10 protein-coding genes are annotated in these 14,761 nt (G+C 31.6%); 3 read left to right on the top strand and 7 right to left on the bottom strand.

All coding sequences use genetic code 11. From position 1 onward, the window contains the following. Positions 1-17: 17 nt before the first annotated feature. Positions 18-2,246 (bottom strand): patatin-like phospholipase family protein, encoded by a 2,229-nt coding sequence (locus RN605_RS09425; protein WP_313324406.1) that lies wholly within the window; start codon positions 2,244-2,246, stop codon positions 18-20. Between the two features lie 5 nt (positions 2,247-2,251). Continuing rightward, positions 2,252-4,051 (bottom strand): excinuclease ABC subunit UvrC, encoded by a 1,800-nt coding sequence (gene uvrC, locus RN605_RS09420; protein ID WP_313324405.1) that lies wholly within the window; start codon positions 4,049-4,051, stop codon positions 2,252-2,254. Positions 4,052-4,156: 105 nt separating this feature from the next. Here uvrC and RN605_RS09415 point away from each other — a divergent pair, with 105 nt between their 5' ends. Together RN605_RS09415 and RN605_RS09410 are read left to right on the top strand one after the other, a co-directional pair. Further along, positions 4,157-5,134: a succinylglutamate desuccinylase/aspartoacylase family protein gene (locus RN605_RS09415; protein WP_313324404.1), complete on the top strand. Its 978-nt coding sequence runs from the start codon at positions 4,157-4,159 to the stop codon at positions 5,132-5,134. Then, positions 5,127-5,696 carry a 5-formyltetrahydrofolate cyclo-ligase gene (locus tag RN605_RS09410; protein ID WP_313324403.1) on the top strand — a complete coding sequence of 190 codons (570 nt, stop codon included), beginning with the start codon at positions 5,127-5,129 and terminating at the stop codon, positions 5,694-5,696. Before RN605_RS09415 ends, RN605_RS09410 begins: the two co-directional genes overlap by 8 nt. On the opposite strand, the gene RN605_RS09405 is transcribed toward RN605_RS09410, so the two are convergent. After that, positions 5,668-6,303 carry a lipoprotein signal peptidase gene (locus RN605_RS09405; RefSeq protein ID WP_313324402.1) on the bottom strand — a complete coding sequence of 212 codons (636 nt, stop codon included), beginning with the start codon at positions 6,301-6,303 and terminating at the stop codon, positions 5,668-5,670. The two genes, RN605_RS09410 and RN605_RS09405, sit on opposite strands and share 29 nt — an antisense overlap. A gap of 147 nt (positions 6,304-6,450) precedes the next feature. On the opposite strand from RN605_RS09405, the gene RN605_RS09400 reads away from it, so the two are divergent. Beyond that, a complete protein-coding gene (locus RN605_RS09400) occupies positions 6,451-7,695 on the top strand; it encodes an LVIVD repeat-containing protein (RefSeq protein ID WP_313324401.1) in 1,245 nt (414 codons plus the stop codon). Between the two features lie 36 nt (positions 7,696-7,731). Here RN605_RS09400 and RN605_RS09395 read toward each other — a convergent pair whose 3' ends face one another. The 4 genes from RN605_RS09395 to porZ all read right to left on the bottom strand — a co-directional run bounded on the left by RN605_RS09395 (position 7,732) and on the right by porZ (position 14,645). Continuing rightward, positions 7,732-8,112, bottom strand: coding sequence for a TraR/DksA family transcriptional regulator (locus RN605_RS09395; RefSeq protein WP_313324400.1), 381 nt, complete (start codon positions 8,110-8,112; stop codon positions 7,732-7,734). 7 nt (positions 8,113-8,119) lie between these two features. Next, entirely contained in the window at positions 8,120-11,518 is a 3,399-nt protein-coding gene (gene ileS / locus RN605_RS09390) for an isoleucine--tRNA ligase (protein WP_313324399.1), read from the bottom strand. Positions 11,519-11,639: 121 nt separating this feature from the next. Then, positions 11,640-12,347, bottom strand: a complete 708-nt coding sequence (gene recO / locus RN605_RS09385; protein ID WP_313324398.1) for a DNA repair protein RecO — start codon at positions 12,345-12,347, stop codon at positions 11,640-11,642. Positions 12,348-12,353: 6 nt separating this feature from the next. Then, on the bottom strand, positions 12,354-14,645 hold the full coding sequence (gene porZ / locus RN605_RS09380; RefSeq protein ID WP_313324397.1) for a type IX secretion system anionic LPS delivery protein PorZ: 2,292 nt from the start codon (positions 14,643-14,645) through the stop codon (positions 12,354-12,356). Between the last annotated feature and the right edge of the window lie 116 nt (positions 14,646-14,761).

Here is a 14,761-nt window from a genome sequence, read left to right as displayed (position 1 = left end):
CTTTTTAATTAAAATTGTTAGAACCAAAATCCTGCACTTACCCATAGATAACCTTTAGGCAATTCGGGCGACCAGGAATATTTTACTTCTATAGGACCAACAATTGATTCTACACCATAGCCAAAGGCATAACCAGTAAATTTTGGTTTTGATAACCAATTCCCATTTCTGAACAATCCATCTTCAAGGTTAGCATAATTTGCAGAAAAATTGATATGGTTTTTCTTGAATATTTCATAATCAAATGTAAAGTTTGACTTTATAAAGCTATCTGCGGCAACGCTTAAATAATCATAGCCATAAAAATGTTTGAAATTATTAATTGCATTATAACCATAACCTCCAAGAACGAAATTGAAGAAATCAACACTTTCATTACCAATCTTAAATCCTGCTTCTGACTGAACTTTTACGGTTAGTTTTTTGAATAACGTTTGTGCAAAACTAATTTCTCCTTTAGCTACTGAGAATTCATTAAAATCGCCTGTATAATTTGATGAATACAAATAGGATTTGAAGTCGCCATAGAATAACCAACCCGATTTTGGAAAGTATTTATTATCGAAAGAATCATATTTTAAATGTCCAAAAATGTTGAAATAATTACTGTCTTCAAATACTGAATCTCCATTTTCAATGGTTGCGGTTTCAATTTTCAAATGTTTGTATTCAATTCCGGCGCCAATTAAATATTTTTGAATAAATACGGTTTGCATGTAGGCTTGATTAGTGAAGTCAGAGAAATCAATATTAAGTTTGTCAACACCGAGTTGATTTAAAATTTCTCCATCTCTAAAATCGTTTGCAACGTTTCTATTGAAAGTATTATACCAAGATTTGAATCCAAAACTCCAATAGAAACCATTGTCAATATAATAATCAAGGTTGTATCTGATATTATCGCCAAGAATTAGATCACATGACAATACATCATTTTTGAACATTATCTTTTTTTGGGTAAGATTAATTAATAAAGCACTTTTGTATAAGTCGTCATAATGCAAGCCTATTTTTAAAAATGTTTTCGTATTGTTTTCAACTAAATTCAACTGTAAAACATCACCATCTTCAAATTTATCAATTGTATAATTAATTCGACTAAAATTTTGAGTAGCATTTAAGTTATTTATTCCATTTTTTAAATCTTGATAGGTTATTTTTTTTCCTGTTTTAAGGCGCAGTTTTCCTAATATGAAAGCTCTTGTATAATTATCTAATCTTGTAAGTTCAATCTTTTTAAGATTTAATATACTTGTTTCATTTTTGACAAACTGTAATGGGTTTGGGTTTGTTTGATTTCCTAATTCATTGATTTGGTCAATTTTTAAAAGAGCAGCTTCTTCACCTTTTTTTATTATTTCTTTCCCTTCGCTAAAAGAAATTACTCCATAGTCTTCCACATTAGGCTTAATATATACATCTGTTAGCTTTACTTTTTCTTTCATCTTATTAATCATGTCCAAATTAGTGATTTGAACCAAGATTCGTGTTGCGTCATTTAACGCTTCTCTGTCTTTTAAATCATCTTGGACATCAACGCCAATAATGATTTCTGCACCCATTTTTCTTAATTCTTCTACAGGATAATTATTAGTAACACCGCCATCTATGAGTATTTTACCATTTATTTCCACAGGTGAAAATAATGATGGAAAAGCAGAACTGGCCATCATAGCTTGTGCCAAGTAGCCTTTTCTTAAAATAACTTCTTCTCCTTTTTCTATATCAGTTGCAACGCAAACAAAAGGAATTGGAAGTTTATTAAAATCTCTTATATGTCTAACATTATGAGTAAGTTTTGCAATAAGATTGTAATTATACATTCCTTTAGATAAGGCAATTGGAACTCCTATTTTGAATTTACTGAAAGGCAAAGAAACAGCATACATTTCATCATTTCTTTTTTCATAAAAACTCTTAGAAGTTCGTGGAATATAATCCTGGAGTAATTCATCAAAATTGGTATATTCAAAAATAGAATCTATTTGAGTAGCATTGTAACCAGAAGCATACAAACCACCAACAACTGCACCCATACTTGTTCCTCCGATATAATCAATTTTAACACCTGCTTTTTCCAAAACTTTCAAAACACCAATGTGCGCAAATCCTTTTGCGCCACCACCAGAAAGCACTAATCCAATTTTTTTTCTATGAGTTGTGTCCTGAGAATATGAATTTACAGATATAAAACAACAGGCAACAAGCAAGATTTTAAATAAGAAGTTCGTTTTAACTTTTGCCATGGTTGTTAGATAGTATCTTTTTTGTAAAAGTCGGAAATTTTTTTGGCTTTTGAAACTCCAACAACATCTGAAATTTCTTTTTCGGTAGCCTTTTCCAATCTTTTTACACTTTTAAAATGTTTTATTAACGTTTGCATTGTTTTTTCACCAATTCCGGGAATAGTTTCTAAGCTTGAATTCAATGCCGATTTGCTTCTTTTGTCTCTGTGATGTGTAATTCCAAATCGGTGTGCTTCGTTTCTTAAATATTGAATGATTTTCAGTGTTTCCGACTTTTTGTCTAAATATAACGGCACAGAATCTCCAGGATAAAATAGTTCTTCCAATCGTTTTGCAATGCCTATGATGGCAACTTTTCCACGTAAACCTAAATCGTCAATGCTTTTTAAGGCTGATGAAAGTTGTCCTTTTCCACCATCAATTATGATAAGTTGAGGCAAGGGTTGGTTTTCGTCAAGCATTCTTTTGTAGCGGCGATATACTACTTCTTCCATTGAGGCAAAATCATTCGGACCTTCAACGGTTTTGATGTTAAAATGGCGGTAATCTTTTTTGCTAGGTTTTCCATCTTTAAAAACTACACAAGCCGAAACTGGATTGGTTCCTTGTATGTTAGAATTATCAAAACACTCAATATGTCGTGGCTCAACAAAAAGACGTAAATCTTTCTTCATCTGCGCCATTATTCTGTTGGTATGACGTTCTGGGTCAACAATCTGAATCTGTTTTAATTGTTCTAATCGTTGGTATTTTGCATTCCGTTCTGATAAATCGAGAATTTGTTTTTTATCACCAAGTTGCGGAACAGTTACTTTTATTTTATCACCAAAATCAAGTGGGAAAGGCAAAATAATTTCTTTTGAAGTCAATTTAAATCGTTCTCGAAGTTCAACAACGGCTAATTCTAGTAATTCTTCATCAGTTTCATCGAGCTTTTTCTTTATTTCCAAAGTATGCGAACGAATAATAGCGCCGTTTGAAACTTGTAAAAAGTTAACATAAGCCATAGTTTCATCTGAAACGATAGAAAATACATCAACAGAAGCCATTTTTGGATTAAAGACTGTTGAACGTGCCTGATAATTTTCTAGCGATTCTATTTTTTCTTTAATTTTTTGGGCTTCTTCAAATTGCATGTTCGCGGCAAAGTCCTTCATTTTGGTCTTAAAATCGCGTAAACTTTCTTTGAAATTTCCTTTTAAAATTTCGCGAATGGCGTCAACTTGTTTTTGATAATTTTCAAGCGTTTCCAATCCTTCACACGGACCTTTACAATTACCAATATGATATTCCAAACACACTTTATATTTTCCTTTTTCAATATTTGATGGACTCAAATCATAGTTACAAGTTCGCAAAGGATACAATTCTTTTATTAAATCAAGTATGGTGTTAACAATTTTAAAATTGGTATACGGACCAAAATATTCCGAACCATCTTTTATCATTTTTCGAGTTGGAAAAATTCTCGAAAAAGGTTCTTTCTTGATACAAATCCATGGATAGGATTTGTCGTCTTTCAGGTTAATATTATAGCGAGGTTGAAGTTTTTTGATGAGGTTATTTTCTAACAAAAAAGCTTCAGATTCATTGGCAACTACAATATGTTTTATGGTTACAATTTTTCGAACTAAAACAGAGGTTTTTGCGTTTTCATGTGTTTTTGTAAAATAGGAAGCAACTCGCTTTTTAAGATTTTTGGCTTTGCCTACATACAATATTTTGCCGTCTTTATCATAATATTGATATACACCAGGACTTTCGGGCAAGGTTTGCAATTGAAGTTCTAGTGAAGTTAAAGACATTTTGTTGTTTTGAGTGAATTTTGAAATTCAAATTTACGAAATCCTTTAATTTATCGCTAAAATACTTATTTGAATAAGGTTTGTTTTTTTACATTTACCTTGATTATGAAAAAACAGTCACAAAAAGAATTAATTATACTTAAGGAAACCATTTTGCCTGGCGAAAGCAAAACCATTAATATGGAAATTGCTAAGCTACAAACGATGACAAAATTGAAAATTCCCATTATTGTGGAACGTTCAAAAAAACCCGGACCAACAGTTTTGTTTTCAGCAGGTTTGCATGGCGATGAAATTAATGGAGTTGAAATTGTGAGGCAATTAATTACCCAAAAAATAAACAAACCAGTTATTGGAACTATAATTTGTATTCCTGTTTTGAATGTTTTTGGTTTTGTAAATCAATCACGCCAATTTCCTGATGGTCGCGATTTGAATAGAGTTTTCCCTGGAAGTAAAACGGGTTCGTTGGCTAGCAGATTTGCCTATTATATTTTGAAAGAAGTTATTCCACATGTTGATTATATTGTTGATTTTCATGCTGGCGGTGCGAGTCGCTTTAATGCACCACAAATTAGAATTGTGCCAAATGATACAGAATTAAAGGCACTTTCAGAGGTTTTTAATGCACCATTTGGATTGTATTCTAAGAATATTTCGGGAAGTTTTAGAAATTCTTGTACCAAGCTTGGAAAAAAAATTCTCCTTTTTGAAGGAGGAAAATCGGCACATATCGATTTGCATATTACCAAAGAAGGAATTGAAGGTTCGAAACGGTTTTTAGAACATTTGAATATGCTTTCTTCAAAACATAAAGCCATTCAACCGCTTAAAAATACTATTTACATCAAAAAATCAAGCTGGATTAGAGCCAATTCTTCAGGAATGTTTCATGTAGAGGTGAAAATTAATTCATTTGTTGAAAAAGGTCAGTTGTTAGCAACAATTTCTGATCCTTACGGAAAGGTTGAACACAAGGTAAAAGCTCCAAATTCGGGCTATATAATTAATGTTAATGATGCCTCAATTGTTTATCAAGGCGATGCAATATTTCATATTTCAAATACTTTAGAAAATGACTAAAAAAGAATTACGAACAAAATATAAAGCACTTCGCGCTCAACTTTCGACAAATGAAGTAGAAGAAATGAGTTTGCAGATAGCCAATCAGTTATTGAAATTAGACATTTGGAAGAATACTTTTTTTCACATTTTTTTGCCAATTAGAGAAAAAAATGAAGTCGATACAGAGTTTATACTGCAAATTCTTCATGGGAAAGACAAGGAAATTGTGGTTTCGAAAAGCAATTTTGAAACGCTGAAAATGCATCATTTTTTATTAACAGAAAACACAAAACTTAAGAAAAACGAATATAATATTGATGAACCAGTTTATGGGTTGAGTGTTCCCGATGATATGATTGATGTGATTTTTGTACCACTATTGGCGTATGATAAAAACGGCAATAGAGTTGGTTATGGCAAAGGATTTTATGATCACTTTTTGTTAGATTGCAGATTCGATTCTATTAAAATAGGGCTTTCGTTTTTTGAACCTGAAGAAGAATTTATCGATGATGTTTCGGTTACCGATATTCCGCTAGATTATTGTGTAACTACTCGAAACGTTCATTCGTTCCGATAGAAACTTTTTTTGCAAATGCTTTTTTATTGAAAACAATTAATATTCCAACTCCAGTTGAAATAGCAACATCAGCAACATTAAAAATAGCGTTGAAAAAAGTAAAAGGTTTTCCGCCAATAAAAGGAACCCATTCTGGCATTGGATAATCTCTAATAATTGGAAAATAAAACATGTCAACCACTTTTCCATGAAACCATGTTCCATAAGGATTTTCAGAGAACATAACGGCTAAATGATTGTAACTATCATCAAAAATAACTCCGTAGAAAATAGAGTCAATTATGTTTCCAACAGCGCCAGCAAAAATTAGAGAAATAGCAACCATTAAAAATCTTGAACTGTGTTTTTTGCTTGAATCGTATAACCAGTAGGCAATTCCGCCAACTGCAAATATTCTAAAAACAGTTAAAATTAATTTTCCATAATCGCCAGGAATTTTTGCACCCCAAGCCATTCCTTCGTTTTCAATTAGCATCAATTTAAACCAGTTGGCTACATCAATTTGTCCTGCTTCACCATAAATGAAATTAGTTTTGACATAGATTTTTGAAAATTGGTCGATTAATAAAACTAGAAATATGATTAAGACAGAATTGCGTAAAGACATTTTTGAAAAATTAATGCTGCAAAAATAGAAATATTATTAAATAAAAGAAGAGATTGTTTATGCTATTTTGAAAGTTTTAAGAGTTTATCTTATAATGTGTTATGGATTGAGAAAATTTATATATTTGATATAAAAAAACCAATAACTATGAAAACAATAAAACTTTTATTAATTACTTGTTGTGTTGCTCTATTTTTTTCTTGTAGCAATGATGACAAATCAAATGGAGAAGCAATTTTTGCTGTTCCAATTTTAAAAACAAAAGCCGCCATTAGAAGCGGCATTTCGGTTGTAGCTGCAAGACAAACAAACTCTGATGGAAAAATTTATGTAACTGAAAACGACTTGTTTTATATAGCACAAGAAGATGGTGTTCATATTTTTGACAACACAAATCCAGCTTCACCAACAAATACTGTTTTTCTAAATATTGAAGGTGTTCATGACATTGCTGTTAAAGGGAATTATCTTTATGCAGACAATTATATGGATTTATTAGTTTTTGATATTTCTGATTTGAATAACATAACATTAGTAAGAACTGTTGAAAATGTAGTAGAATTTTATGCTGCTTTTCCTGAAGAAGCAGAATTTTATGATTATACAATATATCCAAACGAGGATGAGATTGTTGTGGGCTATCAATTAGAAACCCGAGAAAGACCAAGCGGTCAAGAATTAATTTTTGCTAATGATGCCACAACAGGAGTTTTTGAATCGGCTTCTGGAGGTTCAGTTGGAACTGGTGGTTCATATGCTCGTTTTCAAATTAATAACAATGCATTGTATACTGTTGACAGTTACAAGTTAAATGTGTTTAATATCACAAATCCATTAACTACTTTTTTTGATAAATCAATTTATATGGAAACTTGGTTTGGCGGACAGTTAGAAACACTTTTTAAACAAAAACAATATTTATTTGTTGGTGCAACAACTGGAATGCATATTGTTGATGCTGAAGATGAGTTCAATCCGTTTTATGTTTCAAGTTTTTCTCATGCAACAGCTTGCGATCCAGTTGTAGTTTGGGAAAATACAGCTTATATAACCATTAGAAGCGGAAATACTTGTGGTGCAATTGATGACCAAATTAATGTAATTGATTTGAATAATATTCAAAACCCAAGTTTGGTTTCAACTTATTTAACGAGTCAACCTAAAGGATTAGGTGTTAAACAAAATGCATTATATGTTTGTACAGCTGATGGACTTAAAGTTTTTGATGCAACGAATAGTTCTTCATTAACGCTTCAAAACACATATCAAGAAAATGTAAGCGACGTAATAGCTTTAGATTCACATTTAATAGCTGTTGGTCCAAATAGAATAGTTCAGTACAATTATGGAGCTAATTTTACCTTGCAACCCATAAATGTATTAACATTTTAAATACAAAAAAATCCTCGCAAAGCGAGGATTTTTTATTTATCGTTGTAAATTTTTTGCTTCAATACTCATAGTAGCATGAGGAACAACTCTTAAACGTTCTTTGCTGATTAATTTGCCAGTTACTTTGCAAATTCCATACGTTTTATTTTCAACACGGAAAAGAGCATTTTTTAGGTCACGAATGAATTTTTCCTGACGAATAGCTAATTGTGAATTAGCTTCTTTACTCATTGTTTCACTTCCTTCTTCAAATGCTTTAAACGTAGGCGAAGTATCATCTGTACCATTGTTTAAGTCATTCATATAAGCACTTTTTATCAGTTCTAAATCTGCTTGTGCTTTTTCAATTTTTTTTACTATAATTTCTTTGAACTCTGCTAAATCAGCATCGGAGTATCTCATTTTTTCTTCTACCATCTTTATACTATTTTGAGATTAATATTTTAGTTTTTATTTCATCAAATTCAATTTCAAATCCATCTACTTTTTCTTCAAAAACCAAATCTTTGGTTAGAGTTTCCGATTTAATATAACTTTCATTATTTCTAACAGCATCTACTAAATCACCAAAAGGTTGAATTTTTACTTTTATTTTATCAGTAACTTCAAATCCTGAATCTTTTCTAAGGTTTTGAATTCTGTTTACCAACTCTCTTGCGATACCTTCTTGTTTTAATTCTTCATTGATGGTAATGTCTAATGCAACAGTTATGCCATTTGCATTGGCAACCAGCCAACCAGGAATATCTTGAGAAGTAATCTCAATGTCTTGGGATGTTAAAATTATACTTTTTCCTGAAATAACAAGCGTTATCAAGTTATTGGTCTCAATTTCTTTAATTTGTTCGGCAGAGAAATTTTGTATCTCTTTAGAAATCAATCCCATATCTTTCCCGAATCGTGGTCCAAGTGTTTTAAAATTTGGTTTTATTTGCTTCACTAAAACACCTGAAGCATCGTCTAAAAGTTCTATTTCTTTAACGTTTACTTCTGCTTTTATAAGGTCGGAAACGGCTTCAATTTCAGCTCTAAAAGTTTCGTCAAGTATAGGAATCATAACCTTTTGCAGCGGTTGACGTACTTTAATCATTTCCTTTTTTCGAAGCGATAAAACTAATGAAGAAACTGTTTGAGCCTTCATCATTTTGCTTTCCAACGATTTATCAACAAAGTTTTCAACCGAAACAGGGAAATTTGCTAGGTGAACACTGCTAAAATCTTCTTTTTCAGTTGCTTTAACTAAATCGGTATATAATTTGTCCATAAAAAATGGCGCGATTGGAGCAGAAAGCTTAGCTACATTTAACAAACAAGTGTAAAGTGTTTGATATGCAGCAATTTTATCAGTTCCATATTCGCCTTTCCAAAATCTTCTTCTACACAAACGAACGTACCAGTTACTCAAATTTTCTTGAACGAAATCGGATATTGCTCTTGCCGCTTTTGTTGGTTCATAATCTGCATAAGCTTCATCAACCAGTTTTATCAAAGTGTGCAATTCTGATAAAATCCAACGGTCAATTTCTGGTCTTTCTGCCAATGGAATTTCAGCTTCATCATACTTAAACCCATCAATATTTGCATATAGAGCAAAGAACGAATAAGTATTGTATAATGTTCCAAAGAATTTACGACGCACTTCAGCAACTCCTTCGATGTCAAATTTCAAATTGTCCCAAGGATTTGCATTAGAAATCATGTACCAACGTGTTGCATCTGGGCCATATTCTGCTAATGTTTCGAATGGATCAACAGCATTTCCTAAACGTTTTGACATTTTTTGTCCGTTTTTGTCCAAAACTAAACCATTAGAAACTACGTTTTTATAAGCAATTTGGTCAAAAACTAAAGTTCCTATGGCATGTAAAGTATAAAACCAACCACGAGTTTGATCAACACCTTCTGCGATAAAATCGGCAGGAAATGCTTTGTGATTATCAACCAAATCTTTATTTTCAAAAGGATAATGCCATTGTGCATATGGCATTGCACCAGAATCGAACCAAACATCAATTAAATCAGTTTCACGTTTCATTGGTTTTCCTGAAACTGAAACTAAAACAATATCATCAACTACATTTTTATGTAAATCAACCAAATCATAGTTTTCTTCACTCATGTTTCCAATTTCAAAACCTTTAAAAGGATTTACGGATTGAAAACCTGCTTGGATTGATTTTTCTATTTCGTTGTATAATTCTTCGACTGAACCAATTAGAATTTCTTCTGTTTTGTCTTCTGTTCTCCAAATAGGCAATGGAATTCCCCAATAACGTGAACGCGACAAATTCCAATCGTTTGCATTTTTTAACCAATTACCAAAACGACCTTCACCTGTAGCTTTTGGTTTCCAGTTGATGGTTTCGTTAAGGTCAAACATTCTGTCTTTTATCTCAGTTACTTTGATGAACCAAGAATCTAACGGATAGTATAAAATAGGTTTGTCAGTTCTCCAACAATGCGGATAACTGTGAACGTATTTTTCAACTTTGAATGCTTTATTTTCTTCTTTTAATTGAATTGCAATTTCTACATCAACTGATTTTTCTGGAGCTTCACCATCATTGTAGTACTCATTTTTAACATATTTGCCAGAATAATCGCCAAGACCTTGAATAAATCTACCTTGTAAATCAACTAATGGCGCAGGATTTCCATTTTCATCAAGAACCAACATTGGCGGAACTTCTGGAGTTGCTTCTTTAGCAACTTTAGCATCATCAGCACCAAAAGTTGGCGCTGTATGTACAATTCCGGTTCCATCTTCGGTTGTAACAAAATCTCCAGAAATTACTCTAAAAGCATTCTCAGGATTTTGATAAGGCAATGCTAAAGGTAAAAGTTGTTCGTAACGAATTCCAACCAAATCTGCACCTTTACATTCAGCAATTACTTTGTATGGGATTTTTTTATCGTCTGATTTATAATTTGAAAAATCCTCTTCTGATTGTGATTCAAAATATTTTCCACCAAATTGTTTTCCAACTAATGGTTTAGCTAAAATTACATTGATTGGTTCAAAAGTATATTGGTTGAATGTTTCAACTAAAACATAGTCAATTTTTGGACCAACAGTCAAAGCAGTGTTACTTGGTAATGTCCAGGGCGTTGTTGTCCAAGCTAAAATATGGACATCGCCAAAACCTTGTAAAAAACTTGGTAAAGATTCTGGTTTTGTTTTAAATTGAGCTACAACCGTTGTATCAGTAACATCGCGATAACTTCCTGGTTGGTTTACCTCGTGAGAAGATAATCCAGTACCAGCTTTTGGAGAATAGGGTTGAATAGTGTAACCTTTGTACAACAAATCTTTGTTATAAATTTGTTTCAAAAGCCACCAAACCGTTTCCATGTATTTGGATTTGTATGTTACATATGGATTTTCCATATCAACCCAATAACCCATTTTTTCAGTTAAATCATTCCAAACATCAGTATAACGCATTACTGTTCGTTTACAAGCTTCGTTGTATTCTTCAACCGAAATGGTTTTTCCGATATCTTCTTTGGTGATTCCAAGTTCTTTTTCGGTTCCTAACTCAACTGGCAAACCATGAGTATCCCAACCTGCTTTTCTTTTTACTTGAAAACCTTTTTGAGTTTTGTAACGACAAAAAATATCTTTAATGGCACGCGCCATAACGTGGTGAATTCCTGGCAAACCATTTGCAGATGGTGGACCTTCAAAAAACACATATGGCGTTGCACCTTCACGTGAAGTTACACTTTGTTCAAAGACATTATTTTTTTTCCAGAAATCAAGAACTTCTGATGCTACAGTAGGCAAGTCAAGTCCTTTATATTCAGTAAACTTAGTACTCATTTTTGTCGTTTTCTTAAATCAGTTTGCGAAAGTAAGGAATTTTAAGAAAACAGAATAGAAAATAGATAAAAGAGAACAGACTTTTAAGAAAATTTTAAAATTTAAATAACATTTCAAATAATTATGCAAAAACTTCTTTTAAAACTTCCAAAGATTTAGGTTTTTTAAAACCATCGAGATGAATGGAATAGTAATCGATTATGATTTTTAGTAATTGTTGACGTTCTGAAGCTAAAAAAAGTTTTTTTGAGCTGTCAAATTTCAGTTCTAAAAGCTTTTTTAACAGTTCGGTTTCTTGAAAATTAAGGCAACTTGTTCCTTGATATTCTGCAAAAACTCCATCAATCATTTCAAAATAATTTCCGTTGGAATTATCTGGGAAAAAGCCAAAAAATTTTGTCATTTGAAGTAAAAAAATCAAATGAAAATTGGTAATTTCTTCATGATTGTCGAGCCAAAGTAAAGCAGTTTCAAGAAAAGTAAATAAGTTATCGTTTTTTTCTTCTTCTTTGATGCTGTGATGCAACATTTCGGAGAGAAATAATATTATGGAACTTTTTACAATATCAGTTGGAATGGTTTGATAGGAATGAGCTAATTTAATTTCTTTAAAATGTTCTAAAGTTCCTTTATTTTTATGATTAGCTTCAATTTCAAGAATCGAAAAAGGTTGAAAATAAGCTATTTTTTGATTGGATTTTTTTGCTGTAAAAGCATTGGGAACAAAATAACTTTTTAAACCATCGGTTTGAGTAAAACATTTTACAATCAATGATTTTTCTTGATACTTCAGAGAAGAAATTACAATTGCTTTAGTTTTTATTAGCATTTGAAGTTATCTAATAATCATCACTTTTTTTACAGTAGTGTCAGAACCATCTTCTGAAGAAACAAAAATCATGTAAACACCAGATGCAACTTTATATTTCCCGAAAGCAGTTCCGTCCCATTCAATTGTTCCGCCAGTTGATGTGGTTTCATAAACTAAATTACCTTCAATATCTGTGATTTTAATATTGGCTTTTTCGACTAATTGCGCAATTTTAATAGTACCAATATATCCAGGACGAACCGGATTTGGATAAACATATACATTCTGTAAGTCATCTGCGGGTTTAGTTGCAATTCCTTTCAACGAAATCATTCCTTTATCTGTAGCAAAGAAAATTTCGCCTGTTGTCTCGTTAATAGCAATGTCATTTACAACATTACTTGGTAATGGAGAATTATCTTTTGTAAAGTGATAGATGGTTTGTTGACCATTTGAAGAAAAAAGAAAAGCACCAGAATCAGCTGTCGCAATCCATTTTCTGTTGGAGCCATCTACAACAATATCGGTTATAAATTGTTCGTAAAGCAATTCTTGAGCCAATCCGTCTTCAAGTATAATTATAGGATTTGCTGTAATTTGATTTTCGTTATTAAAACTTCCAGTACTTGAAATAACTCTTAATCCTTTTGTTGTTCCTATCCAAACTTGACTTCTGTTGTCAATTGCTAAAGCTCTAACATCATAGACAGGAAGATTTCCTGTATCAGCACCATCCGTAATTTTTTTATAAATGTTACTATTTTCATTAAATGCAATGACGCCATCTTGCCATGTCGCCATCCACTTGGTTCCGCTATTATCAATGGCTATTCTGCCAAAATCACTGTTGTTAATATTGCCAATTATACTTGACATATTGTATGCTTGCCATTGCCCGTTTGATTTTAAGACATTTAAACCATTGCTAACACGACTATTGGTTACCCAAAGATTTCCATTTCTGTCAAAAGTTGCAGGACCAATTCTGATATTATTAGTAGAATTTAAATCAAGAGATTTTAAGCTACTATTACTTTCATTAAAAAGAGTTGTTGGAATATCGGCTTCCAATTTTAATAAACCGTTGTTATATGAACTTATATAAACTTGGCTTTCATCTGAAGGGTTTGAAGTTATTCTAGTTAAAGCTTTTGCTTCCAAAACTTCTTCATAAGGAATGTTTAACCACTGATTTTCAGAAAATTTACTTATTCCAAAAGTGGTTAATGTAAAATTTAAAAAAGTATATGGATTATAAGATATATCATAACCACCATAAACTGCCCAAAGACTTGAAGAATTAGTGTGAATTGAAAAAATATTATTTCTTGTTGGTCCTTCAGGCATAATAATTTCAAATTCTGATAAGTTAGACAAAGGAGCCGAAATTACTCCGTTTTCGTTTGTTCCTATATATACTTTTTCATTTATTACAGTCGCACAATTGAAGGATAATGGAATTGAAGAAACTTGAGAACTTTGTATATAAGCAATTTGTGTAAGCGAACTATTATAAACAAAAACTTGATTTGAAGTAGTTATAATCAAATAATTATTAAAAACCCTAGTATCTAAACCAGTTTGATTTATTGGAAAGATTTCTTCAGAAACAGAACCATTAAACTTATGAACAGTATTGTTAGTATTTGTCGCTATCAATTGATTATTAAAAGTTACAATGCCATTCCAATAACCATTATTAAAATCCTGCCATTGATTAAAATCAATAAGATTGGGGTTGGTTATTGAAGCTTTTTTTATACCGTATAACTGAGTTACTGCGTAAATTTCATCATTATAAATAGTAGTTTGAAAGACTTTGATTTCAAGACCATTTGGACCAATATAATAAGTATCGCCAAAATTTAATGTTGCCAAATTATATTGAACAATCCCAAAATCACATGAAACATAAAGAATTCCATCATATTCCATAAAATGATTGACTCTTTTGATATTTGCCGGAATGGATTTATTGATAATGTCTACAACATTTAAAACACTTCCAGTTTGATTGTCAAGTACAATCATCAATCCGTTTTGATAGCCAATTATAGTTTTGTTATATGTTTCGCTAAAATAGATTGCTGAGATTGTTTCTCCTGATAAACCATCGATTGTGTTAGTCTCAATTATTTCATTAGTTGCAAGATTTTTTGAAAAAACACTGTTTTCAGCAGCGGCAAAAAACTTATTGCTTGATTCGGTAATATCGCTAATTTTATTATATGAAAAATACCCATTCCACTGAAGGTTTTGTTGTGAAAAACCAATTTGAAAAAGAATTATAAAAAGTGCGAAACAGAAATTTTTCATAGCATTGAAAATGATAGCAAATATACTATAAACGTAAAACTAATGGTTTTAATATAAAAAACAATAAAAAAATGCCCTCATTTCTGAAGGCAATTTCTAGTTTTATTGGTTTATTT

Source organism: Flavobacterium sp. PMTSA4 (assembly GCF_032098525.1).
Taxonomy (GTDB): domain Bacteria; phylum Bacteroidota; class Bacteroidia; order Flavobacteriales; family Flavobacteriaceae; genus Flavobacterium; species Flavobacterium capsici.
This window is presented reverse-complemented; position numbering and strand designations above follow the sequence as displayed.